The organism is Nocardiopsis sp. LDBS1602 (genome assembly GCF_035818715.1).
Taxonomy (GTDB): domain Bacteria; phylum Actinomycetota; class Actinomycetes; order Streptosporangiales; family Streptosporangiaceae; genus Nocardiopsis; species Nocardiopsis alba.
Genome location: NZ_JAYLVW010000002.1, coordinates 187,716 through 211,816, shown reverse-complemented (window position 1 = coordinate 211,816; position 24,101 = coordinate 187,716). Strand labels below are relative to the sequence as shown.

Genomic DNA, 24,101 nt, shown 5'->3' with positions numbered 1-24,101 from the left:
GTTGCGGCCGATACTTTCTGTATGGCTTTTTACAGGCATCGCTACCTTGACCATGGGAGATGAATTACTTCCTCTTGCACGATGAGCGATGTAAGGGGGTGGCGGTAATTTACCAGCTTTCACTCGATTAACACACCCCTCGGGTCATATATCCGATTCATGGATGCCCATAACCCACCCCCGAGCGCCACCGCCCCCGCAGGACACAAGGCCGACCCGAAGGTGGGGCGCGAGAGAAATGGAACTCCGTTCCATAAAGAGGGGTCGGCAGGTTTCAACTGGTCAGAGGCGCTTCATGACGACTCTTCACCCTTCCAGCGAGCCACCCGGAGAAGGATGGGCGGCCATGCCCACGAGCAAGGAAGAGGCCGACCCGAAACATGAAATGCGAGGATGGACATCAAGATGCTCGCCTTCTCCCGGCCACCACGCCGACCAGAACCACCGACAGGGCGATAGGCGGCCCCCGAAGCCCCCGAGCCCGCCACGAATGTAAACGTTTACTTAACGTCGGCGGGATCGAATCGATATCGAAAAACCTTGTTTCGAGTTCGTGTACATTCCGCAGTCATTCGTTCACGCGATTGATTTCACGGAACGTGTGCGATCCGTTCCAATTCGGCGGCCACCGCGGCGGGGGTGGGCCGGGTCCTTATCCACTCGCCCAGCGATGCCGACCTCTCGGTGAGACCGGTCTCGGTCAGGGCCCTCTCCGCCGCGCGGAGGAAGTCCTCCGGTCCGGCGGACCCGGACTCCAAGAGCACGGCCGCGCCGGCACCGGTGATCCGCCGCGCCAACTCAGGGGTGTCGAACATCCGACGGTCGGTGAACAGCACCTGCGGGAGCCCCTGTTCCAGGCAGGTGAGGGCGCTGCCGAAGCCGCTGTGGTTGATGGTGGCGGTGCTGGTCGCGGCCAGAGCGTGCAACGGCACGTAGTCCACCAACCGCACGTTCGAAGGAACCGTGCCCAGGTCCTGTCGGGCCTGGAGCGGGACGGTGGCCACCACCTCGGCGTCCACCTGACCCAACGCCTCCAACACCTCGCCCAACGGCAACGTGTACCCACCGAACCGATCCGTCGCGCTGGTCCCCAACGTCAAACACAGACGCCGACCCTCGGGCCGTTCACGCAGCCAGTCCGGCACCACCGCGCGACCGTTGTAGGGAACGAACCGCATCCCCAGATACCGCACCCCCAACCGGCCATCGACCGGTATCCGCAACACGTCCGGAACCTGATCGATGGTGGCCTGACCCACCACCAACTCCTCGTCGAAACCAACCCCGTACCGGGCCGCCAACCCCGACAACCACTCACCCAACGGATCCTCACGGACCTCGGGGACCTGCTCCTCCATCCGCCCCAGGTAGGAACCCCTCATCCGGGCGAAGGTGTCCACACCCCACAGGAAGCGCACGTGCGCGGCCCCGGCGGCGCGCGCGGCGACCGGGGCGCAGAGGGTGATGGGGTCCCACACCACCAGGTCGGGTTTCCAGGTACGGCACAGGTCCACGAGGTCGCCGACCATGGGCTCATTGACCATCCGCCACCAGAACGTCACCATGTGTCGCATGTGTGTCGAGAGTTCGGACCACGGCAGCTCCCAGGTCCGCGCGTCGTGCCAGTCGACGGCCTCCATCGTTCCGGAACGGCCCCGCAGCCGGCGCAGCACTCGGGCCAGGACGTCCCCCCGGCCGACCGGGGCGAAGGGCAGCCCGGCCGCGGAGACCGCACCGGCCAGCTCCGGCTGGCTCGCCACCACCACCTCGTGCCCCGCCGACCTCAACGCCCACGCCAACGGGACCACCGCGAGAAAGTGACTTCGTTCGGCGATCGTCGCCACGACAACACGCATAACCGTCTCCGTACCGAATCGTCCCGATCCACCGGCGGGACGGGCCCGCGGCACGCCGGGGAGATGTCCACGATCGGGGTGTCCTGCCGGCGGGACACCCCTGCCGCCGTCAGGTCCGCCCGTCGGTGACGTGTCGTTCCAGACGGCCGACGAGAGCGGACGGGCCGCCTTGAGAGCGCATACGTCCGCGCAGCTCCGCCGCGCCCCGACGCGCTTCCTCGTCCTCCAGGACCCGCAGGGCCGCCCGGCGCAGATCATCCGGGCCGACTCGGTCGGCCTCCAACGAGATCCCGCCGCCCGCCTCCGCCACTCCGCGCGCCAACAGTCGTGTGTCGAACAGCCGGGAGTCGGCGACCATCACCTGGGGGAGACCGTAGGACATCGAGGTGAGCACGCTGCCGGGGCCTCCATGGTTGACGGCGGCGGTACTGGTCGCGGCCAGAGCGTGCAGCGGCACGTAGTCCACCAGCCGCACGTTGGAGGGCACCGTTCCCAGTTCCTCCCTCGCCTTCGGAGGGACTGTGGCCACCACCTCGGCCTCCACCTCGCCCAGCACGTCGATGGAGGACCGGAGCAGAGAGGAGTCCCCGCCGTACCAACCGGTCGAACTCGTGCCCAACGTCAGACACAGACGAGGACCCTCGGCGGGCCGGCGCAGCCAGTCGGGCACCACGGCGCGACCGTTGTAGGGAACGAACCGAGACCCCTCGTACCGGGCCCTTTCCCCGACGTCCAAGCGCATCCCGGGCGGGATCTGGTCGACCGTGAGCTGTCCGACCACCAGTTCCTCGTCGAACTCCACCCCGTAACGGGCCGCCAGCCCCGACAGCCACGTGCCCAGCGGATCCTCACGGGAGTGGGCGGGCTGCTCCGCCATACGTTCCAGATAGGAACCCCGCATCCGGGCGATCAGGTCCAGACTCCACAGGAAGCGCACGTGCGCGGCCCCCGTGGCGCGCGCGGCCACCGCCGCCGCGAAGGTCGTCGGCTCCCACACCACGAGGTCGGGTCTCCAGGTACGGCACAGGTCCACGAGGTCGTCGGCGAGGAGTTCGTTCATCGCCTTCCACCAGAAACCGACGATCTGTCGGTAGTGAACGCGCAGCACGTTCCACGGCAACCGCCAGGTCCGTTCGTCGCCCCAGTCGACCGCGTCGGCCGCTCCCGGCAGGCTGTACAGCCGACGGGTGAGTTCCCGTAGACGGTGGTCCCGTCCGACCGGGGCGAAGGGCAGCCCGGCGGCGGAGACCGCACCGGCCAGCTCCGGCTGGCTGGCCACCACCACCTCGTGCCCCGCCGACCTCAACGCCCACGCCAACGGAACGAGATTCAGGAAATGTGTTCGCTCCGCGGGAGTCGCGATCACCACACGCATGTTCACGCCTCCCTTATCATCGGCGCACTCACGATATTCAACCTTGTTCCCCTCTCGAATGAAGAACTCCCGGATCTCTCATAACGTGGACCTTCATCCGCCGGGGAATCCTCGGACCGCGCGAAGTCAACATACTCTCGCGGCATGTGCACACCTCTCCCCCGGTGTAGCCTGCCCCGCGAACAGCCTCTCCCCGAATCTCTGGTCCATTCATCGATGCGTGGATCCGATGGCCCCTATTCCGCCTTCGAATGCACACTGAACGGAGTTCGCATGCGTTTCCTGCCGGTTGGAAGAGGTCCTGTCGTATCCGTGATCGGCATGGGATACGTCGGCTCCTGCCTCGCCGCGACTCTGGTCGAGAGCGGGCTGGAGGTCACCGGCGTCGACAAGGACGAGAAGACCGTCTCCGGGCTGCGCGAGGGCGTGAGCCGCTTCCGCGACCCCGGGCTCCCCGAGATGATCGCCCAAGGCGTGGACACGGGCAGACTCCGCTTCACCACCGATTACGGCGCGGTGTCCGACTCCGACGTGGTCCTGATCTCGGTGGGCACCCCGACCCGCGACCACGGCCGTCTGGTGGACGACCAGCTTCGCGGCTGCTGTGAGGAGCTCGCGCGACACCTGCGCCCCGGTCAGCTGGTCATCCTCAAGAGCACGATCCCCCCGGGCACAACCCGACGGCTGGTCGTTCCGCTGCTGGAGAGCGGCGGTCTCACCTGTGGCGAGGACTTCGGGCTGGCGTTCTGCCCGGAGCGTCTCTCCCAGGGCGCCGCCCTCGACGAACTGCGCAGCCTGCCGGTGATCGTCGGCGGGTGGTGCCGGGAGAGCTCCTCGGCCGCGGAGGAGTTCTGGCGGCGTGGTCTCGGGGCCCACGTGGTCTCGTGCTCCTCCCCCGAGTCCGCCGAACTCGCCAAGCTGGCCAACAACTGGTGGGTCGACCACAACATCGCCCTCGCGAACGAGCTGGCCCAGGTCTGCGCTTCGTTCGACGTGGACGTCATCGAGGTCATCGAGGCGACCAACTCCATCCCGAAGGGGAACGGACGGGTCAACATCCTCCTCCCCGGCGTCGGGGTCGGCGGATCCTGCCTGACCAAGGATCCGTGGATGCTGTGGCGGGCCGCCCGTGAGAACGGCGTCGACCTGGAGATGATCAGCGCCGCCCGTAAGGTCAACGACTCGATGCCGGAGCTGACCGCACGGCTGATCCTGGACGAGCTGGCGCGGGCCGGAAGGGCCCCGGAGGAGGCGCGCGTCGCCGTCCTGGGGCTGGCGTTCAAGAACGACACCGGTGATCTGCGGGAGACCCCGGTCGCGCCCGCGGTCGCCTACCTTCGCGCGGCGGGGGTGGACGTGCGCCTGTACGACCCGTTGACCGAACCGACCGAGGTGGAGCGGATCTTCGGCTCCACGCCGTGCGCGTCGCTGGACGCGGCGGTCGAGGGCGCCGACTGTCTGGCGCTCCTCGCCTGGCACGGAGAGTTCCGGCGGATCGACTTCACCCTCCTGCGCGACAAGGTCGCCCCGAACTGCGCCGTCGTCGACGGACGCGCCCACCTCCCCGTCCCCGCAGTGGAATCGCTGCGGGAGGCGGGCTACTCCTATCGCGGGATCGGACGGTAACGAGCATGGCCAAAGTCATCGTCACCGGGGGACGCGGTTTCCTCGGCAGTCATCTGGTCGAACACCTCACGGCCACGGGCGACGAGGTGATCACCTTCGACACCGACCGTCACACGGACCACCCCTCCCCGGAGGGAGACCGTTTCGTCGCGGGCGACGTCCGTGAGAAGGAACAGCTGGCGAAGGTCATCACCGACGGCGTCGACACCGTCTACCACCTGGCGGCGGTGGTCGGCGTCGACAACTACCTGGGCCGCCCCCTGGACGTCATCGACGTCAACGTCGTCGGTACGCGCAACGTCCTCGAACTGGCGGGCGAGGTGGGCGCGAAGGTGGTCTTCGCCAGCACCAGCGAGGTCTACGGCAAGAACCCCGACGTCCCGTGGCGGGAGGACGCCGAGCGCGTGCTGGGTCCGACCACGGCCGACCGGTGGGGCTACGCGTCGAGCAAGGCCCTGGCCGAGCACTACGTGTTCGCCTTCATGCGTCAGTACGGGGTGCGGGCCTCCATCATCCGCTACTTCAACCTCTACGGGCCCCGGCAGCGTCCCGCGTTCCTGGTCAGCCGGAGTCTGCACCGGGCGCTGCGCGGTATCGCCCCGGTCGTCTACGACCAGGGGAAGCAGACACGGAGCTTCACCTACATCGAGGACGCGGTGCAGGCGACCGCCCTCGTGGGCCGCTCCTCCGTCGCCGACGGCGAGTGCTTCAACATCGGCGGTTCGGAGGAGATCTCCATCCGCAGCGTGATCGAGCTGATCATCGAGTCGACCGGACTCGAGGCCGACATCGCCGACCTGGACACCGGTGTGAGCTTCGGTTCCGCCTACCAGGACCTGAACCGCCGCGTCCCCGACGCCTCGAAGGCCCGTTCCCTGTTGGGCTGGAGCGCGACCACCCCGCTCCAGGAGGGGATCGAACGGACGACCGAGTGGGCCCGGTCCAGCCCCTGGTGGCTGGCCCGGCCGGACAGAGCACCCGAATAGCACGGCGACCGCATCCGCGCACGTCCCCGTAACGGTTCTCCCCCTCCAGCGGCGGGCGGCCTGTGGCCCGCCCGCGGCGACCGAACGACAAGGAGTAGTTCATGGCCCGCACTTCCGAGTGCCGCATCTGTTCAGGTCTCGTGACCGAGTTCATCGACCTGGGACGACAGCCCTTGGCGGACGCGTTCCGGCTGCCGCAGTCCCCGGAGCCCGAGTTCTTCTACCGTCTCGCCGTGGGCACCTGCGCCGACTGCCAGATGGCCCAGCTCATGGAGGAGGTCCCCCGTGAGCGCATGTTCCACGAGGACTACCCGTACCTGTCCTCCGGGTCCACGGTCATGCGGGCGCACTTCGAGGGGATCGCGACCAGGCTGTTGGAGACCGAGATGAGCTCGGACGACCCCTTCGTCGTCGAGATCGGCTCCAACGACGGCGTGCTGCTCAAGACGGTCGCCGCGGCCGGCGTGCGTCACCTCGGTGTCGAGCCGTCGGGCGGCGTCGCCGACCTCGCCGCGGCCGAGGGGGTCTCGGTCCGCAAGGACTTCTTCGAGGAGTCCGTCGCCCGGGAGATCCTCGCCGAGCACGGCCACGCGGACGTGATCTTCTCGGCGAACACCTTCTCCCACATCCCCTACGTCGACTCCGTCCTCCGGGGGATCAAGGCCCTCCTCGGCCCCGACGGCGTGTTCGTCTTCGAGGACCCCTACTTCGGGGACATCGTCGAGCGCACCTCGTTCGACCAGATCTACGACGAGCACTTCTTCTTCTTCACCGCGCGGTCGGTGGCGAGGATGGCCGAGCTCAGCGGGATGGAACTGGTCGACGTGGAGCACCTGCCCACGCACGGCGGCGAGATCCGCTACACCCTGGCGCACGCCGGAGCCCGTGAGGCCTCGGAGGCGGTCAAGCTGCTCATGGTCGAGGAGGAGCGACGAGAGCTGACCTCGCCCGCGACCCTGGCCCGTTTCGTGGAGAACGTGGAGCGCGTGCGCACCGACCTGCTCGCGGAGCTGCGCCGGATCAAGGAGCGCGGCGAGCGGGTCGTGGGCTACGGCGCCACCGCCAAGAGCGCGACCGTGCTGAACTTCTGCGGCATCGGCCCCGACCTGGTGGAGTTCATCTGCGACAGCACCCCCGCCAAGCAGGGGCGTCTGACCCCCGGGACGCACATCCCGGTGCGCGGGCCCGAGGAGTACCGCAGCGCCTACCCCGACTACGCCCTCCTGCTGGCGTGGAACCACGCCGAGGAGATCATGGCGAAGGAGACGGAATTCCAGAAGGCCGGCGGCCGATGGATCCGCTACGTCCCCGAGGTGAGCGTCTCCTGATCGGCCCGCCGGCCTCGCGTGTACGCGTGTGATGGTCGGTGGCGGACGGGTCTTCGGTTCAGACCGTCATCCTGGCGAACCTCCTGACCGCCAGGGCGAAGAACAGCAGCCCCGCACCACCGACCATCAGGACCTCGACCGCCCCCGGCACCTGCCAGGAGAACCAGGTGACGCCGGGGTTGAACAGGGCCTCCGCCTCCGGGGTGGTCTCCACCCTCTCGAACACCGCCCTGCGCATCGGGTCGACCGCGTAGGTGATCGGGTTGACCAGCGCCATGGTCTTGAGCCAGGCCGGCAGGTTCGCGATGGGGAACAGGGCCCCGGACAGCAGGACCAGGGGCATGATGGCCATCTGCGAGATACCGAGGAAGGCCTCGGGGTGGCGCACGAGGGTCGCGGTGAGCACCCCCAGCGCGGAGGTGGTGAAGGCCAGGACGAACATGAGTCCGGCCAGTTGCAGGAGCAGCACCGGGTGATAGGGGACCCCGGCCAGACCCGCCATGATCAGGAGCAGGCTGCCCTGGAGCAGGGCCAGGACGGAACCGCCGCACACCTTGCCCAGCGCGATGGCGCCGCGCCGGGCCGGTGAGGCGAGCATCTCCCGCAGGAAACCGTGCTCCCGGTCGGAGACGACCGACCCCGCCGACGCGATGGCGGTGCTGATGACCAGCATCGCGATCACCCCGGGGAACATCACCGTCGTCAATTCCACCCCGCCGGGCGCGTCGGGCATGAGCGACCCGAAGCCGACCCCGATCACGAAGAGCATCATGAGGCCCTGGAGAAGGGTCGCCATGGCACGACCGACGTCGTACAGGAAACGCATCAGGTCCCGGTAGAGGACCACCTTCACCACGCGCAGGTCGTGGGACAGACCTCGATTGACCACCCGCTCGGACACGGCCGCACTCATCAGGCGCCTCCGACCCCGGTGTCGATGGAGAGGTCACGGAAGAGGGGGAGGAAGGGGCCTCCGTTCCCTCTCGCGGTGGCCAGGGCCAGCAGCAGACCGGCGCTCCCGGTGGCCAGGTCCATGGACAGACGGAACCCCCGTCCGCTGGGCAGGGCGAGTCCGCCCTTGTAGGGCACCAGGAAGCTGCGGAGTTCGTCGACGCGGTCGTCGACGGCGCTCTTCTCGGCCCCCAGGCGCGCGAGTGCCGCGATCTGGCCTCCCTTGCCGAACATCAGGTCGCCTCGCACCGTGAGGACGGGGTGGGCCGAGCGGGCCAGATCCGGGATCGACTCCCTCAGTCGCCCGTCCTCCCGGTACGCCAGGATCTCCTGGGCGACCAGCGCCAGCCCGAGTCCACCGCCCTCGATATGCGGCAGGCCTCGGATCCCTCGATCACTGACCAGCAGGGCCCCGTCGTCGTTCTCCGTGCACTGGTCGAGGTCGCGGTGGAGCGCGCGCACGGCCAGGTCGAGGCAGCCTTCGTCCAGGGTGCGCTCGTAGAGCCGAACGTAGAAGAGCGCCGCCCCGGTCCATCCGCGCATGAGTCCGGCGCGCAGTTCGGTCCCGGTGCCCGCCGACCCCGGAAGCCTGACACCGGTCACCCGATCGCCGATCTCGTCGGCGAGTTCGAGGGCCTTGTCGAGGAACCGGGGCTCGCCCCCGTCCCGGGACAGGTGCAGCAGCGACGCCCCGATCCCGGGCAGGCCGGAGAACAGGGAGAGGCCGCCGGTCGGGGTGTCCGAGTGGCGGTCGATCAGCTCCACGGCCTCCTTCCGGTATCCGAGGTGGTCCAGCGTGTACGCGATGCCCGCCACGCCGTCGTAGAAGCCCGGGGCGAGGCGACGCTGCCGGAACACCGAGGAGACGAACCATTCCTCGTACTCCGGGCGTCGACCGTGACCGCACACGTCCAGGGCCCAGAGGATCCCGGCCGCGCCGTGGGCGAACCCGTACCCGCCGGAGACGCACTGCTCGATGTCCCCGGGGAAGAGGCGGTCCTCTCGGTCGGGTGTCGCGGCGGCCCTGATCCCGGCCGCCAGGAGGCTCTCCAGCTCCGCGGGGGACTCGATGTCCCGTGCGGGGTCGGTGCCCTCACCGCCGGCCGTCAGCTGCTCGACGCTCGGTCGTGTCCAGCCGCGCGGCACCGGGAACGTCCGCTCGACCAGGTCGGCGTAGGACCGGATCTTGCCCGGGGCCATCGTCGAGATGGGGGCGAAGGCGAGGAAGGCCGTCAGACGGAGCAGCGCCAGGCTGTGCTCGTCGATGCCCCGGCCCTCGCGGTGCGCGACCATGAACCCCGGGGCGCCCAGCCCCGGCGTCCAGTCCTCGCCCACCTCGAACGACTGCTCGAAGTCGATGACCGTCACCTGATCGTCCGGACCGACCAGCACGTTGTTCAGGTGCAGGTCGCCGGCGACCATCCCCCGATCGTGGATCGCCCGGACGATCTCCTCGACGGTCCGGAGCACCTTCAGCATCCGCTCGGTGAACTCCGCGATCTCCTCCCGCGAGGGGTGGGCCCGGAGTACCAGCGGATGGTGGGCGGCGCACCAGGAGTACATCGGCAGGCCCTCTCGGTACTCCTGTACCAGGAAGCCGTGCCCGCCCATCGTGAACTCGTCGTACAGACGAGGAACGCCCGGGATCCCGTCGAGGCGGCGCAGGGCCCGCTTCTCACGTTCCTGTCGGACGATCGCGTCCTCGCCGTTGCCGTCGACACCGGTGTGCGGCCGCGCCTCCTTCAGCACGACCCGCTCCCCATCGCTGAGGCGTGTGGCCAGGTAGACGCCGCCGGAGTTGGAGAAGTGCAGCGCCTTGTCCACCCGATAGGGGTGGGCCTCCTCCGAGCCGCCCCGAGCCCGCATCTGGCGTTCGAGGAACTCGGGCGGGCTCACCCAGGGAGGCACGGAGAACCCGGGGCGCCTCCGGTCGGGGACCAGTACGCCGTCCGGCCGCCGCATCGCGGGGACCGGGCGGCCGTCGATGTCCAGGCACTGGAGATCGGCGAAGGCCCCGTACCGCACGTACAGCGGACCCTGCTCCCAGCGCAGGTCACTGAGGATGTAGGGCCCCTCGTGACCGCCGACCCGCTCGCCCAGCCCGGTGAGGACCTTCTCCAGTTCCTCCTCGTCCCGGGGGTAGATCGTGATCAGTTTGCCGCTGGAACCGCGGGGCGCGTACTTGGAGTTGCACAGGTACTGGATCCTGCGATCCAGCAGGTACTTGAAGGGCAGACCCTCGGCGACGCAGTAGTCCCAGACCTCGTCGCAGAGCGCGTCGCCGTTGTCCAACGTCGCCGACACGTGGATCTTCCAGCCCTGCTCGGGAAGCACCACCCCGTCAGGGGAGACGTGGGTCCACAGGCCGTGGTCCCGGCGCGACCAACCGTCGGGGACCCGCCGTTCCGACACCGAGAAACCGTGGGTCTTCAGGAAGGGCGGCCCCTGGACCCAGCGGCGGGGGTCCTCATAGAAGAGGGGGTCGGCCTGAATGTAAATCTCCATGTTGTCGAACACGGGCCATGCTCCATTCGGTGGATCGTCCAGGCCGCCGGCGGTGGGGCGGGGCCCCACCGCCGCAGGCGGGAGGGGAACAGCGGGAGGGACCGGACGTCATGGGACGGTGACGGCCCCCGCGCGTGATGGCGGGCCGGCCGTTTCACGGGGCCGGGAGCGTCACCGCATCCAGGGAGCCGCCGCCCAACCCGGGCGCCGGCCGGTCAGAACGCTCAACTGGAGGGGAAGCGGCCGCAGCAGGAGGGTGGTGAAACCCAGGGTCCCGCGTACTCCTCGCAACCAGGCGTCCCGGTAGTCCGCCATGAAGCGGAGGATCTCCGCCTTCCGTTCGGGAGGCGCCTCGTCGAGCCCCCATTCGGCCAGGGCCCGCACACACGCCCACATGTACTCGTCCCATTCGGTGGGCGTGCTGACATGGGCGTCGATCGGAAGACCCCCGCCCGCCATCACCATGTCGTAGACGCCGTCCAGGTCCGTGTGGTATTCGGCGGGGATCCCGAGCGCGCGCTCGGTGGCCTCGTCCGGTGTCCGCTCCCAGAACGGTTCGCCCAGCAGGATCAGGCCCCCGTCCCGGAGCTGAGGTCGGATCAGCTCCCGCAGGGCCTTGCCCGTCCCGCCGAGCGCGTCGCTCAGACCCACGCAGATGACCAGGTCGAACTCGTCGAACCGGCCGTTGAACTCCCAGGCGTCGCCCACATGGGCCGTGAACCGTTCACCGAGGCCGCGGCACTCGGCGTCGGCGACGGCGCGCTCCACGTGTCCTTGGGAAACGTCGATCCCCACACCCCGGGCGTCGGGGTGCAGTTCCAGTGCTCGCAGGATCCAGGCCCCGAGGCCGCATCCGATGTCGAGGATCCGGGGGGAGGGCCCCAGTCGCGCGCTGCGGATCAGCCGTTCGACGGTGGTATCGGAGAACGGCCCGATCGGCAGGTGCGTACCGTCCAGACGGTTCCAGATGACCTCGTCGGTGAAGGGGCCGGAGCCACCGGTTACTTCGGGGATCACTGCTGTCGTCCCTCCTCGAGGACCAGTTCACGGCCCCATTCCCGGACCAGTGTCCTGGCGGCGACGACCTCGGCGGCCAGGGGCCGGTCCGCCTCCAACGGCGGGCAGATCCGGGCCAGGTCCCGCCACCGGTCTCCGTCCGCCGGAGCCGACTCGGTCAGGGCCGCGCACTGGGCCAGACCCACGGCCAGGGACCCCAGGACGTTCCACGCGTGCTCCACGGCCTCGGAGACGGCGTTGGCCCCGTTGAGGGCCATCGGGACGTGGTCCTGGTTGCCGTTGTTGCACGGGAGCGCCGTGAGCGAGGCCGGGGTGACGAGCTGGCGGATGCGGCTGACGAAGGAGGTCGTGCTGATCTGCACTCCGGCCAGACCGCTTCCGGCGCCGGGCCGGGGGGTGAGCATCGGCGGGAGCCCGCCGTTGGTCTCGGGGGTGCACAGGAGCGAGAGCTGCCGGTCGGCCAGGAAGGCGACCTGTTGGAGGCACAGCCCCAGCTGGTCCGAGCTCAACGCGACGGGCATCGCGTGGAAGTTGCCCCCGTGGAGCACCTCGCCGTCGACCAGAACCGGGTTGTCGGTGACCCCGACCGCCTCGCGCAGAAGGATCGGCTCCATCGCGTCCAACTGGTCCAGGACCGCGCCCAGCACCTGAGGGGCGCATCGGAGGCTGTAGGGCTCCTGAAGCGGGCGCGAGGGCGCGCGGACCGCGGACTCCGGCATGTACGAGCGGATCCAGCCCGCCACGGTGGACTGGCCGACCTGACCGCGCACCATCGACAGGTCCGGGTGATAGGCGACCGGATCGGCCCCCAACAGCGTGGCCATCCTCCCGGTGAGGAGGGCGCCCACACGGAGCAGGGAGAGGACCTCGCGATGGTTGTGCACGGTGCGGGCCAGACCGACCGACGTACCGTTGACGAACGCGAGCGCCTCGCGGGCCGGCCACCGGACGGGGTCCGCGCCGAGCTCGGCCAGGACCTCCGCGGCCGGGCGGGGCACGAGGGTCCCGTCGTCCTCGCGGTGCCAGCACTCGCCCTCTCCGGCGAACGCGGAGGCCGCCGAGGACAGGGGCTGGAGGTCTCCGCTGGCGCTCACCGTGCCGTCACGGGGGATGACCGGGGTGAACCCGCGGTTCCACAGGTCGGCCAACCCGCCCCAGAGTTCGGGGGAGACCGACGAGTATCCCGAGCGCATGCTGTTCAGCCGGATCCATACCGCGAGCCGGCTCACGTCCGCGGGGAGCGGCTGTCCCTGGGCCGTGCCCAGGTGCGCGATGAGCCCTCTGCCCTGCTCGTCCACGGACTCCGAGGCGCTGAACTCCACCAGTGCCCCGTAGCCGCGATTCATCCCATAGACGAGTCGTCCGTCGGCCAACGCCTTCTCCAGGGCGCCCACGCTGGAGCGCATCCGGAAGACGTCCTCCTCGTCGGCCTCGATGGAGGCCTCCCAGTCCGCCGCGCGGAGCAGGGCTCCCAGGCTCGGGGGTCTACTTTGCACTGATCCTCCTCAGCTCCAGCCCGGGGTCGGGTTGGAGACGCCTCAGCTTGCCGGTGTCCGACCGGTCGATCCCCTCGACGACCGCGATCCGGCGAGGGCGGCAGGGCAGCCGCGACAGCAGCGTGGTCGGGTCGATCCGCGCGGGGTCGTCCCCCGGCCTCGGCACCAGGAGCAGGTCGAAGTGCTCACCGATCACGGGGTCGGTCACCGGAACGCAGGCCAGATCCGAGCACGGGAGAGCGGACCTGGCCAGCTCCTCCAGCGCGTCGAGATCGAACCTGCGGCCGTTCACCTTCACGAGTCGGCCGCGCCGGTAGGTCATCTCGATCGTTCGCCCGTCGAGCGCGGTCACGTAGTCGTCCATCCGCCACTCGGTCGGCGCTCCCCCCTCGGCCGGGCGCGCGAGCCGGGGACCGCTCACCACCAGGGGTTCCTCGCCGTCTCCGGGGCGGGGTCGCACCAGTTCGAAGTCCGGGCAGAGCCGCCAGTGGCGGTCTCCCGAGCGAGAGTGCCTGGTCGCCACCACACCGGTCTCGGTGGAGCCCAGCAGTTCGAGGATCGAGCCCGAGTCCCCGAGTTCCTCCAGGAGTTCCACGGCCTCGGACGGGAGCTTGGCGGTGCTGTGCACCAGGCTCAACCGCCGCATACGACGGGTCCAGGACGACCGCCGCCTCAGGATGCGGTAGGTCCAGGGGATGGCCATGACGGCCCAACGCTCGTGCGAGGTGCCCTCGGGCATGGGGGCGAACTGCGGCCGGTACCAGACGGGGAGCCCCAGCCGGGCCGGAACGAGCACCGAGACGATCATGCCGTACAGGTGTCGGGGCGGCGCGAAGGACAGGACGGCCTCGGGATCGTCCCCGGCCAGCATGTCCGCCACCAGGCCCGCCTCGTCCCACAGCTGTTCCCGGCTCCGGACCCAGGTCCGGCCCTCGCCGGTGGTGCCGGAGGTCCGGAAGCGCAGCTCCTCGGGCATCGCCTCCAGGACCAGGTCCCGCGCGGTCCGGGTCTCCAGGTCCCACCGCACGACCCAGGGCCGTTCGGTGAACCGAGGGCCCTCCAGGCCCTCGGAGAGCAGCCGGGCCGCCGTGATCCGCTCGTATCCCGTGCCGCCTTCACCGACCACGGTCATCGGTCCTCCCTCATGCTCCTGCCACATGTCGAATCGGGTGCTCGGGACGGACGACGCCCATGATGGGGCCGCATTCGTCCCGCCGGCGGGACGGGTGTCCCGGTCGCTCCCCGACCCTCCGGTCGTTCACGCGCCGTTCTCGGCGGTCACCGCCATGCGGTGCTTGAGCGGTTCCCACCAGTCGCGGCGTTCGGTGTACCACCGGACCGTCTCCTCCAACCCGGAACGGAAGTCGATCCTGGGCCGATATCCCAGCTCGCGTCGGATCAGGGAGAAGTCGACGGCGTACCTGCGGTCGTGCCCCTTGCGGTCCTCCACGTAGCGCACGCGGGACCAATCGGCGCCCATCGTCTCCAGCAACATCCCGGTGATCTGCTCGTTGGTCATGCCCTTGGAGGCACCGATGTTGTACCGCCGTCCCGGGGCGCCCTCCAGGGCGACCAGGGCGATGCCGTCGCAGTGGTCGTCCACGTGGATCCACTCCCGCACGTTCGTACCGTCCCCGTAGAGAGGGACCGTCTCGCCGTCGAGGAGGTTGGTGATGAAGAGCGGGAGCAGCTTCTCCGGAAACTGGAACGGGCCGTAGTTGTTGCAGCACCGGGTGATGTTCACCGGGAGCCCGTAGGTCTTGTGAAAGGCCCTGACGATCAGGTCGGAGGCACCTTTGGAGGCCGAGTACGGGGAGTTGGGCTCCAGCGCGTCGGACTCGTCCCAGGCCCCCGTGCCGATGTCCCCGTACACCTCGTCGGTGGAGACGTGGACGAACTTGCGCACACCCGCCCTGAGCGACCGATCGAGCAGGGTGAACGTCCCGTTCACGTTCGTCGTCACGAAGTCGGACCCGTCCGCGATCGAACGGTCGACGTGGGTCTCGGCGGCGCAGTGGACGACCACGGACACCCCGGAGAGCACCTCGTCCAACGTGTCGGCGTCGCGGATGTCCCCGTGCACGAACCGGACCCGCGGGTCATCGAGAACGGATTCGAGACTCGTACGTGTTCCGGCATAGGTGAGTTTGTCGAGCACGACGACCTCGACGTCCCCGAACCCCGGATAGTGACCCGACACCAATCGTCGGACGAAATTCGAGCCGATGAATCCGGCTCCGCCGGTGACCAGCACTCTCAAAGGACTTCACCTTCGCGATATTCTCTGTCGAGACTTCGGGCCACGTCTACCACGTATCGGCCATAAGGCGAGTCGCCCATCTCGCGTCCCAGACGGAAACACTCCTCCGCGTCGATGAACCCCATTTCCAGGGCCACCTGTTCCACACAGCCGACCCGGAGGCCGTGTTCGTGCGTCAACCGGCGTACGTGCGCGCCCGCGTCGAACAACGACTCCTCCGTCCCGGTGTCGTACCAGAGGAAGTCGTCGTCGAGCGGAACGAGGTGTGCGCTCCGCTCCTCCACGTAGAAACGGTTCACGTCCGTGATCTCCAGTTCACCGCGGGGCGAGGGGCTCAGCTCCGCGGCGATCCGGGAGGCCCGATCGTCGTAGAAGTAGAGGCCGGTCACGGCCTGTTTCGACCTGGGGTTCTCGGGCTTCTCCTCGACGGAGACCAGTGCCCCGTCCTCGTCGAACCCGGCCACGCCGAAGCTCCGCGGTTCGGCGACCTCCTTGCCGAACAGGACGCACCCGTCGAGGTCCGCGGCGGCCTTCCGCAGCCTCTCCCCCAGCCCCGGACCGTGGAAGATGTTGTCGCCCAGCATCAGGGCGCAGTCGCCCCCGGCGATGTGGGGTTCGCCGATGACCAGGGCCTCGGCGATCCCTCGGGGCCTGGCCTGGGCCGCGTAGGAGAGTTCGATCCCCAGGTGCCGGCCGTCCCCCAGGAGAGCACGGAATGCGCTCATCGCATCCGGGGCGCAGACAATCAATATCTCTCGGATACCGATTTGCATCAGCACGGAAAGTGAATAGTAGATCACCGGTTTGTCATAGACCGGAAGCAACTGCTTGGACGTTGCCCGAGTCACCGGCTGGAGCCGGGTTCCTCGTCCTCCTGCAAGGAGAATTCCCCTCATGTTCGCTCCTGTTCGGGGTCGAACGACGGCGACACAGTACAAGAGAATGGGGAAGGGAAGACCAAGGCCGAATCACCGACCTATCCGCGGTGGCGGGGCCGTGCTATTTTCACCGTTCGACACCCGCGTCCCGACCCTCTTCCACCCCGGGGCGGTCGGGCCCCGGGCGACCGCCGCGCTCCCCCGCGCGCCGCGCCCGGATGACGATCGAAAGGGAACTGGTAGAGCGTGCGTGTCCTCATAGCGGCCAACGGTTCACGGTCGAGTCTTTTCAGCATGGTCCCCCTGGGTTGGGCCCTGCGGGCGGCGGGCCACGAGGTTCGTGTGGCCACCCGCTCCGCACTGGTCGACGCCGCGGCCGACACCGGCCTGACCGTGGTCGCGGTGGGCGAGGAGACCTCGGGCGAGGCGCCCGGATCCGCCGACGCGGCGAGAACGGCCACGGGCGTACGCGATCTCCTGCCGGACCCCGGCGAGATCGCGGACCTGTCCTGGGAGAGCCTGCTCTCGGTCCAGAGGACCCTGGCCGACGAACGGTTGAGGGCGGTCAACGAACCGATCCTGGACGACCTCGTCCTGCTCTGCCGGCAGTGGCTTCCGCACCTGGTGCTGTGGGAACCGACGACGGTCGCCGGCGCCGTGGCCGCCGAGGCGTGCGGCGCCGCTCACGCGCGTTTCCTGTGGAGCCCGGACCTGCACGGCGCCCTCCGTGAACACTTCCTCTCCCGGCGGGCCGAGCCGGAAGCGGACCGGAGCGAGGATCCGCTGCGGGAGTGGCTGGCCCCCCACGCCGAGCGCCACGGCGTCGGTTTCGGCGAGGAACTGACACGAGGCCGTTTCTCCCTGACCCCTCTGGCCACCGTGCTGGACGGAACGCAGGACGGTCCCGAACGTCTACGCCACATCCACTACGGCGGCCAGACCACCATCCCCACCTGGCTGCGCGACAGGCCGGGAGAGACCCCGGCCCCGGACGCCCCTCGGCGGGTACTCCTGGATTGGCGCGCCGCCGGGGCCGCCGGAGGAGACCCCGACGACAAGGCCCTGCGCCGGGTACTGGACGGACTCGGAACACTCGAGAACACCGAGATCGTGCTCGTGCTCCCCGAAGGGGAGGACGAGGACGCGGAGATGCCGTCCGGCGTCACCCGGGCCGTCGGGCAGGGGGCGCTGCACGCCTTGGCCCCCACCTGCTCGCTCGCGGTGCACGCGGGAGGCATCGATACGTTCTGCGAGGTGGGCCGGCACGGGGTGCCCCAGCTGGTCCTGCCCGATCCGGGACTTCCCGACGCGGTCGCGTCGGCGGAGCGCCTTGCCGCGCTCGGCGCCGGCTCCGTCCTGCCCCACGGCGAGGCGGAGTCCGACTCGGTGGCCGAGGAGGCCGTCCGGCTGCTGGCGGACCCGGAGACGGCCCGGGCCGCGGAACGACTGCGCGAGGCGTTGGACGCCGCCCCCACCCCGGACCGGCTGGTGGAGCGGATCGAGCGACTGACCGCCGAGCACTCACGGTTCGAACCCTCTGAGCTCTGAGTTCGACCGAACGGCGGTCCGCCCGAGGGTTCAGGCGGGCCGCCGTTCGATCGTGTGCCGTTCCAGGCACTCGACGATCGCTGCGGGGTCGTGCTGTGAGGCCATTCGCTCCCGCAGCGCCAGGGCCCCGCGGGTGAGGGACTCGCCTTCCAGTGCCCGGACGGCCCCCTCGTACAGGGTCCGCGTATCGACCCGCTCGGGCTCCGGGGCCACGGCCGCGCCCGCCTCCGCCATCCGGCGCGCCAGAACCGGTTCGTCGAACAGACGCGCCCGCCCCACGATGACCTGGGGGACGGCGTGCGCCGCCATGGTGAACACCGTTCCCGGCCCTCCGTGGTTGATGGTGGCGGTGCTGGTCGCGGCCAGAGCGTGCAACGGCACGTAGTCCACCAACCGCACGTTCGAAGGCACCGTGCCCAGGTCCTGGCGGGCCTTGAGCGGGACGGTGGCCACCACCTCGGCGTCCACCTGACCCAACGCCTCCAACACCTCGCCCAACGGCAACGTGTACCCACCGAACCGATCCGTGGCGCTGGTCCCCAACGTCAAACACAGACGCCGACCCTCGGCAGGCCGGCGCAGCCAGTCCGGCACCACCGCGCGACCGTTGTAGGGAACGAACCGCATCCCCAGATAACGCACCCCCAACCGGTCATCGACCGGTATCCGCAACACGTCCGGGACCTGATCGATGGTGGCCTGACCCACCACCAACTCCTCGTCGAACTCCACCCCGTAACGGGCCGCCAACCCCGACAACCACTCACCCAACGGATCCTCACGGACCTCGGGGACCTGCTCCTCCATCCGCCCCAAGAACAACCCCCGCATCCGCGCGAACAGATCGACGCTCCATAGAAAGCGCACGTGCGCGGCCCCACAGGCACGCGCCGCCACCGCACCGGCGAACGTCGTCGGCTCCCACACCACCAGGTCGGGTTTCCAAGTGCGGCACAGGTCCACGAGATCGCCGACCATGGGCTCGTTGACCATCCGCCACCAGAAGGGGACCAGCTGCCGGTGCCCGTCCCTGAGGTGTCGCCAGGTCAGCCTGCTCTCGTCCTCCTCACCGAAGTCGAGCAGGGGAAGCCCGCCGGAGGCGAAACGGCGGCTGATCCGCCCGAAGTGGTGGTCCCGTCCGACCGGGGCGAAGGGCAGCCCGGCGGCGGAGACCGCACCGGCCAGCTCCGGCTGGCTCGCCACCACCACCTCGTGCCCCGCCGACCTCAACGCCCACGCCAACGGAACCAGACCCAGGAAATGGGTCCGCTCGGCCTGCGCGGCGATCACTACGCGCACACGTCCTCCTCCATGCCCTCGGCGCCCCGACCGGGGCACCCCCGGCTCAGGCCTTCGCGGGCCTCGGTTCGGGTTCCGGATCGGGGTGACCATCGACGCGATAGCCGGTCCCCGTATAGGCGAGGTACACGTCGTCCAACGACGGCGGTGTCACGGAGACCGAGCGGATACCGGTGCTCAGCCGCGCGAACAGTTCGGGGAGGAACCTCTCCCCCTCGGCCACGTGGATCACGACCTTGTCGCCCTCGACCGAGGCCGTGACGCCGAACTCCTCCTGGAGCGCCCTACCGAGCTCCGCGCCATCGGCGGAGATCAACTCGACGCGGTCCCTGCCGATACCGGCCTTCAGCTCGCGAGGCGTCCCCTGGGCGACGATCTCGCCCCGGTCCAGAATGGCGATGCGATCGCAGTTCTCGGCCTCTTCCAGGTAGTGCGTGGTCATGAAGACCGAGGTCCCGTCGCGCAGGTTGTTCTCCCGCATGCCCTCCCAGATCACCTGGCGCGTCTGCGGGTCGAGGCTGACCGTGGGCTCGTCCAGGAACAGCACGGCGGGACGGTGCAACATCGCACGGACGATCTCCAGCCTGCGCCGCATGCCCCCCGAGTAGGACCCGGCGACCCTGTGCTGGTGCTCGACCAGGCCGACCATCTCCAGCGCCTCGTCGACGCGCTCATCGGCCACACCCTTGGGGACGCCGTAGATGTCCGCGTGGAAACGCAGGTTCTGCCAGCCGGTCAGGTAGAGGTCCAGCGTCTGTTCCTGGAACACGAGACCGATCCCACGACGCACCTCCTCCTGGGCGGCGACCACGTCGTGTCCCGCGACCAGGGCCGTACCGCCCGTGGGCTCGGTGAGGGTGCACAACATCCGGATCATCGTGGACTTCCCGGCACCGTTGGGGCCGAGCAGACCGAAGATCTCGCCCCGGCCGACGTCCAGGTCGACGCCCTTGACCGCCTCGATCTCCCCGTAGACCTTGCGCAGTCCGCGGGTGGAGATGGCCATGTCCGGGGCGACCTCCGAAGGGGCGCTCACGAGGTCCCCCGGTCCACGAGGTACTCCCGGGTCCCGGCCCCGGCGACCAGGGACTCGACGAAGGCCACGCCGGTCTCCTCCCACTGGGCGCGGTAGAGGGCGAACACGTTCACCGGGCGGAGGGTCCCCTCGTCCAGCAGGTGCTCGGGGAGCGTGCCCTCCCTCGCCGGGACCGCCCCGGTCGCGGCCAGTCCGCGCACCTCGGGCTCCGGGGTCCAGAAGTAGAGTTTGCGGATGCTCCACATGGCGAACGCGTAGTTCACGGTCAAGGCGACCACCGCGGTGTGGACGTCCTCCGGGGCCTCCCGGTCCACGGTCACCGCGCACTTGACGTACCCGCTGTTCGGGTTGAACTCGTGCAGCGAGACGTAGCCGAGGAGCGCGCGTTCCTCGCCGACGCGCACGAAGAACTGCGCGGAGATCTCCTGCATGCGCCGGTTCGGCCAGATCGTGGGGGACGAGAGCACGTCCCGTCGATCGATGCCCCGCACCCCCCGGTCCGCGAACTCGGCGTGGACCTCGCGGCCGGTCCTGGTCCGAGTGGCCTCAAGTGCGATTCCGGGCGTGTGGATGTGTGGAAGTATCACGCCGACACCCCTGCTATCTCGTCTGGGTCGTTCCGTGCCGATGAGCAGGCAGACCCTAGCACCGGGCCGAACGCCGGACCGGGCCCCGATCGAGGCCGCGAGGTTGAGCGGCCGGACCGTCCGGTGCACACTCTCCCCCGACATCGACACGGCCCGGTGCGACCACCCCGGTGGTCCCGCCGGCGAGACATCCGAACCAGAGGGCCATGGGCACCGCACCCCGGTACGACCCGTCCGAGCAGAGCTTCTCCGACCTGTCGGGAGAGCGCGTCCTGGTGTTCGGCGGCACCGGATTCCTCGGCCGCCACGTGTGCGCCGCCCTGCGCTCGGCGGGGGCACGGGTCGTCACCGTGTCGAGGAACGCTCCGGCCGGAGGTACGCCCGACGACTCGGTCCCGATGGACCTCGCGTCCGCGACCGAGGCCGAACTCGTCCGGCTCGTCCACGACCACGCCCCGAGGGTCGTGATCAACGCCGCCGGAAGGGCCCACGGCGGCGAGCCGAGCGAACTCCTCGCGGTCAACGCCGAGGCCGTGGAGCGGTTGGCGCACGCCCTGCCCGCGGCACCCGAACCCCCGAGGCTCGTCCACCTGGGCAGCATCCACGAGTACGGGACCGGCGAGGTCGGGACCGGTTTCCTGGAGGACGGCCCGACCCGGCCGGTCGGCGCCTACGCGGCGGCCAAACTCCGCGCCACCCTCGCGGTCATCGAAGCCGTCCGTACCCGGGGACTGGACGGGACCGTGCTGCGCATCGGCAACGTGGTGGGCCCCGGAGCCCCACGTCAGAGCCTCCTGGGCACGGTCGCCCACAGCCTGGTCGAGGCGGCCGAGCGGGCCCGGACCTCCGGCGAACGTCCACGGCTGCGGTTGACCCCCTTGCGCGCGCAACGGGACTTCGTCGACGTGCGCGACGTCGCGGAGGCGGTCCTGGCCGCGGCGACCGCGCCCCTCGCCTCGGTCAGAGGACGGGTCGTCAACGTCGGCTGCGGGCGGGCGATACCCGTGCGACAGGCGGTGGAACGGATGATCGCGTTGAGCGGCGCCCCCCTCGACATCGTCGAGCGGGCCTCGGAGACGGGCCGCTCCGATCCCCGGTGGCAACGGATGGACATCGGCGCCGCCGGCGAGCTGCTGTCGTGGCGTCCGCGAAGGGATCTGGAGCGCTCCCTGTCCGATCTGTTGGAGGAGGCACGCCGTTCCCGGGCACGGCGGACCGCCGCGGAGTAGTAGCGTTCTGCGGTCTTCGGTCCATGGAACCCGCTCCGGCGGACCACCGCACCCGGGTGAAAGGAGAAGCGTGGCAGCCGACATCTCGCGGACCGCCATCCCAGGTGTGCTCATCTTCGATCCGGCCCGCATACCCGACGAGCGTGGTGTCTTCTACGAGGGCATCCGGACGGAGGACGTCGAGGCGGCGGGGGAGGCTCCCTTCCGACCGCACCAGATCAACTACTCCGTCTCCCGCCGCAACACTCTGCGGGGCGTCCACTCGGTGACCGTGCCCCCGGGACAGGCGAAGTTGGTGACGTGTGTACGCGGCGCCGTACGCGACATCGTGGTGGACCTGCGCATCGGCTCACCGACCTTCGGCGAGCACCACGTCACCTCGCTGGACGAGGCCTCGGGACGCTCGGTCTACGTACCTCCGGGGGTGGGCCACGGGTTCCTCTCCCTGGCCGACGACACCTGTATCTGTTACGTGCTGTCCACCGCCCATGTGCAGGGCACACAGGTCGACGTCGATCCCCTGGACCCCGAGCTCGCCCTCCCCTGGGGGTTCACCGAACGACCCCTGATGTCGGAGAAGGACGCTCGGGCGAACGGGGTCGCGGAGGCCGCCGCCGCGGGACTCCTGCCCCTGTGGGAAGAGACCCGTTGAGACCACCCGCGGCGGACGTCCCGCCGGACGCCCCGTGACGTGAACACCGCCGTGCCCCGCCGTCTCGAAGCCCACCGAGACCGCCCCCACTCAGGAGGAGTCGGATGGAGACCAGCGAACGACCAGCACAGATCCTCGAAAGTGTCCGCGCCTATCACCGCGAGATGGACCGGGACACCGGGTTCGTGCCGGGCGAGACCGAGATCTGGACCTCCGGCGCCGTACTCACCGAGGACGACAGGGCGGCCCTGGTCGAGGCCGCCCTGGACATGAGGATCGCCGCCGGACCGCACTCGAGGCGTTTCGAGTCGGCGTTCGCGCGCTATCTGGGTCTGCGCAAGGCGCACCTGACCAACTCCGGATCGTCCGCGAACCTGCTCGCGCTCTCCGCCTTCACCTCCCACCTGTTGGGGGACGAGCGGCTGCTCCCCGGCGACGAGGTGATCACGGCCGCGGCGAGCTTCCCGACCACGGTGAACCCGGTCCTCCAGAACGGGCTCGTCCCCGTGTTCGTGGACGTCGAGATCGGCACCTACAACACCACCGTGGATCAGATCGCCCAGGCGATCGGCCCCCGGACCCGGGCCATCATGCTGGCCCACTCACTGGGCAACCCCCTGGAGTCCACCGAGATCCAGCAGCTCGCCGAGGATCGCGGGCTCTTCTTCATCGAGGACAACTGCGACGCGGTCGGGTCCACCTACGACGGTCGGCTCACGGGCACCTTCGGGGACGTGTCCACCGTGAGCTTCTACCCGGCCCACCACCTCACCATGGGAGAAGGCGGGTGCGTGCTCACCTCGAACCTCCCCCTGGCCAGGATCGTCGAATCGATGCGCGACTGGGGGCGCGACTGCTGGTGCGATCCGGGGCAGAGCGACGCCTGCTTCCGCCGGTTCGGCTTCCAGATGGGGAACCTTCCCGCAGGCTACGACCACAAGTACACGTACTCCCACGTGGGCTACAACCTCAAGAACACCGACCTCCAGGCGGCGCTCGGCCTCAGCCAGCTCACCAGGCTCGACGAGTTCGTGGCGGCCCGACGCCGCAATTGGAGCCGGCTGCGCGAGGCGTTGGAGGACGTTCCGTGGCTCCGTCTGCCCGAGGCGACCGAACGCAGTGAGCCCAGCTGGTTCGGTTTCGTTCTGACCGTGGATCCCGACGCCCCCTTCGACCGCGCCGCGCTCGTGTCCTTCCTGGAAGCGCGCAAGATCGGCACCCGTCTGCTGTTCGCCGGGAACCTGACCCGGCATCCGGCCTACATCGATCGGCCCCACCGGATCTCCGGCACCCTGGCCAACAGCGACGTCATCACCGACCGGTCCTTCTGGGTCGGCGTCTACCCGGGCCTCACCGAGGAGATGATCGACTACGTGGCCTCCTCGATCATCGAGTTCGTCAAGAAGCACGCGGGCGGGACACGTTGACCCTCGGGTGGGTCCGGCGGGGGCGCCGCGCGCTCTCCCGGACCC

General features: G+C 69.5%; 19 protein-coding genes. 7 read left to right on the top strand and 12 right to left on the bottom strand.

The window, feature by feature from the left end; translation table 11 throughout:
- Positions 1–590: 590 nt before the first annotated feature.
- Both U9J66_RS09025 and U9J66_RS09020 read right to left on the bottom strand, forming a co-directional pair.
- On the bottom strand, positions 591–1,856 hold the full coding sequence (locus U9J66_RS09025; protein ID WP_326337489.1) for a nucleotide disphospho-sugar-binding domain-containing protein: 1,266 nt from the start codon (positions 1,854–1,856) through the stop codon (positions 591–593).
- 109 nt (positions 1,857–1,965) lie between these two features.
- On the bottom strand, positions 1,966–3,231 hold the full coding sequence (locus tag U9J66_RS09020) for an activator-dependent family glycosyltransferase (RefSeq protein WP_042284000.1): 1,266 nt from the start codon (positions 3,229–3,231) through the stop codon (positions 1,966–1,968).
- Between the two features lie 312 nt (positions 3,232–3,543).
- On the opposite strand from U9J66_RS09020, the gene U9J66_RS09015 reads away from it, so the two are divergent.
- The 3 genes from U9J66_RS09015 (at position 3,544) to U9J66_RS09005 (ending at position 7,171) form a co-directional block, all read left to right on the top strand.
- A complete protein-coding gene (locus U9J66_RS09015; protein WP_267880659.1) occupies positions 3,544–4,857 on the top strand; it encodes a nucleotide sugar dehydrogenase in 1,314 nt (437 codons plus the stop codon).
- 5 nt (positions 4,858–4,862) lie between these two features.
- Positions 4,863–5,843 (top strand): NAD-dependent epimerase/dehydratase family protein, encoded by a 981-nt coding sequence (locus tag U9J66_RS09010; RefSeq protein WP_017533186.1) that lies wholly within the window; start codon positions 4,863–4,865, stop codon positions 5,841–5,843.
- Between the two features lie 101 nt (positions 5,844–5,944).
- On the top strand, positions 5,945–7,171 hold the full coding sequence (locus U9J66_RS09005) for a class I SAM-dependent methyltransferase (protein ID WP_014910068.1): 1,227 nt from the start codon (positions 5,945–5,947) through the stop codon (positions 7,169–7,171).
- A gap of 58 nt (positions 7,172–7,229) precedes the next feature.
- On the opposite strand, the gene U9J66_RS09000 is transcribed toward U9J66_RS09005, so the two are convergent.
- From U9J66_RS09000 to U9J66_RS08970, 7 genes are all read right to left on the bottom strand, one after another.
- Entirely contained in the window at positions 7,230–8,084 is an 855-nt protein-coding gene (locus U9J66_RS09000; protein WP_017533184.1) for an ABC transporter permease, read from the bottom strand.
- Positions 8,084–10,627 (bottom strand): class III lanthionine synthetase LanKC, encoded by a 2,544-nt coding sequence (gene lanKC / locus U9J66_RS08995; protein WP_326337488.1) that lies wholly within the window; start codon positions 10,625–10,627, stop codon positions 8,084–8,086. The genes U9J66_RS09000 and lanKC overlap by 1 nt, the downstream gene beginning before the upstream one ends.
- Before the next feature lie 171 nt (positions 10,628–10,798).
- Positions 10,799–11,644: an SAM-dependent methyltransferase gene (locus tag U9J66_RS08990; protein WP_326337487.1), complete on the bottom strand. Its 846-nt coding sequence runs from the start codon at positions 11,642–11,644 to the stop codon at positions 10,799–10,801.
- Entirely contained in the window at positions 11,641–13,140 is a 1,500-nt protein-coding gene (locus U9J66_RS08985) for an aromatic amino acid lyase (protein WP_161110748.1), read from the bottom strand. The genes U9J66_RS08990 and U9J66_RS08985 overlap by 4 nt, the downstream gene beginning before the upstream one ends.
- Complete coding sequence (locus U9J66_RS08980) at positions 13,130–14,272, bottom strand: AMP-binding protein (protein ID WP_161110749.1); 1,143 nt, start codon at positions 14,270–14,272, stop codon at positions 13,130–13,132. The genes U9J66_RS08985 and U9J66_RS08980 overlap by 11 nt, the downstream gene beginning before the upstream one ends.
- A gap of 126 nt (positions 14,273–14,398) precedes the next feature.
- Positions 14,399–15,394: a dTDP-glucose 4,6-dehydratase gene (rfbB, locus tag U9J66_RS08975; protein ID WP_017533179.1), complete on the bottom strand. Its 996-nt coding sequence runs from the start codon at positions 15,392–15,394 to the stop codon at positions 14,399–14,401.
- A 2-nt stretch (positions 15,395–15,396) separates the two neighbouring features.
- Positions 15,397–16,296: a sugar nucleotidyltransferase gene (locus U9J66_RS08970; RefSeq protein WP_014908547.1), complete on the bottom strand. Its 900-nt coding sequence runs from the start codon at positions 16,294–16,296 to the stop codon at positions 15,397–15,399.
- Between the two features lie 276 nt (positions 16,297–16,572).
- On the opposite strand from U9J66_RS08970, the gene U9J66_RS08965 reads away from it, so the two are divergent.
- Positions 16,573–17,826, top strand: coding sequence for a nucleotide disphospho-sugar-binding domain-containing protein (locus U9J66_RS08965; protein WP_326337482.1), 1,254 nt, complete (start codon positions 16,573–16,575; stop codon positions 17,824–17,826).
- 30 nt (positions 17,827–17,856) lie between these two features.
- Here the strand turns inward: U9J66_RS08965 and U9J66_RS08960 are convergent, their stop codons facing one another.
- Genes U9J66_RS08960 through U9J66_RS08950 form a run of 3 tightly spaced genes read right to left on the bottom strand, consistent with a single transcriptional unit; the run spans position 17,857 to position 20,628 of the window.
- Positions 17,857–19,125, bottom strand: coding sequence for an activator-dependent family glycosyltransferase (locus U9J66_RS08960; protein WP_326337480.1), 1,269 nt, complete (start codon positions 19,123–19,125; stop codon positions 17,857–17,859).
- Between the two features lie 46 nt (positions 19,126–19,171).
- Positions 19,172–20,131 carry a daunorubicin resistance protein DrrA family ABC transporter ATP-binding protein gene (locus U9J66_RS08955; protein WP_014909297.1) on the bottom strand — a complete coding sequence of 320 codons (960 nt, stop codon included), beginning with the start codon at positions 20,129–20,131 and terminating at the stop codon, positions 19,172–19,174.
- Positions 20,132–20,157: 26 nt separating this feature from the next.
- The gene (locus U9J66_RS08950; protein ID WP_326337477.1) at positions 20,158–20,628 is read right to left on the bottom strand and encodes a hypothetical protein; all 471 of its coding nucleotides are present in this window, start codon (positions 20,626–20,628) and stop codon (positions 20,158–20,160) included.
- Between the two features lie 326 nt (positions 20,629–20,954).
- On the opposite strand from U9J66_RS08950, the gene U9J66_RS08945 reads away from it, so the two are divergent.
- From U9J66_RS08945 to rfbH, 3 genes are all read left to right on the top strand, one after another.
- Positions 20,955–21,977, top strand: a complete 1,023-nt coding sequence (locus tag U9J66_RS08945; protein ID WP_042286017.1) for an NAD-dependent epimerase/dehydratase family protein — start codon at positions 20,955–20,957, stop codon at positions 21,975–21,977.
- 70 nt (positions 21,978–22,047) lie between these two features.
- Positions 22,048–22,629, top strand: coding sequence for a dTDP-4-dehydrorhamnose 3,5-epimerase family protein (locus tag U9J66_RS08940; RefSeq protein WP_017533173.1), 582 nt, complete (start codon positions 22,048–22,050; stop codon positions 22,627–22,629).
- Positions 22,630–22,733: 104 nt separating this feature from the next.
- Entirely contained in the window at positions 22,734–24,056 is a 1,323-nt protein-coding gene (gene rfbH, locus U9J66_RS08935; RefSeq protein ID WP_014908459.1) for a lipopolysaccharide biosynthesis protein RfbH, read from the top strand.
- Positions 24,057–24,101: the final 45 nt, after the last annotated feature.

Excerpts from the sequence above, each read along its gene's own strand:
- U9J66_RS09025 (WP_326337489.1), bottom strand. The coding sequence starts at position 1,856 with ATGCGTGTTGTCGTGGCGACGATCGCCGAACGAAGTCACTTTCTCGCG.
- U9J66_RS09020 (WP_042284000.1), bottom strand. The coding sequence starts at position 3,231 with ATGCGTGTGGTGATCGCGACTCCCGCGGAGCGAACACATTTCCTGAAT.
- U9J66_RS09010 (WP_017533186.1), top strand. The coding sequence starts at position 4,863 with ATGGCCAAAGTCATCGTCACCGGGGGACGCGGTTTCCTCGGCAGTCAT.
- U9J66_RS09005 (WP_014910068.1), top strand. The coding sequence starts at position 5,945 with ATGGCCCGCACTTCCGAGTGCCGCATCTGTTCAGGTCTCGTGACCGAG.
- U9J66_RS09000 (WP_017533184.1), bottom strand. The coding sequence starts at position 8,084 with ATGAGTGCGGCCGTGTCCGAGCGGGTGGTCAATCGAGGTCTGTCCCAC.
- lanKC (WP_326337488.1), bottom strand. The coding sequence starts at position 10,627 with ATGGAGATTTACATTCAGGCCGACCCCCTCTTCTATGAGGACCCCCGC.
- U9J66_RS08980 (WP_161110749.1), bottom strand. The coding sequence starts at position 14,272 with ATGACCGTGGTCGGTGAAGGCGGCACGGGATACGAGCGGATCACGGCG.
- U9J66_RS08970 (WP_014908547.1), bottom strand. The coding sequence starts at position 16,296 with ATGAGGGGAATTCTCCTTGCAGGAGGACGAGGAACCCGGCTCCAGCCG.
- U9J66_RS08965 (WP_326337482.1), top strand. The coding sequence starts at position 16,573 with ATGGTCCCCCTGGGTTGGGCCCTGCGGGCGGCGGGCCACGAGGTTCGT.
- U9J66_RS08955 (WP_014909297.1), bottom strand. The coding sequence starts at position 20,131 with ATGGCCATCTCCACCCGCGGACTGCGCAAGGTCTACGGGGAGATCGAG.
- U9J66_RS08945 (WP_042286017.1), top strand. The coding sequence starts at position 20,955 with ATGGGCACCGCACCCCGGTACGACCCGTCCGAGCAGAGCTTCTCCGAC.
- rfbH (WP_014908459.1), top strand. The coding sequence starts at position 22,734 with ATGGAGACCAGCGAACGACCAGCACAGATCCTCGAAAGTGTCCGCGCC.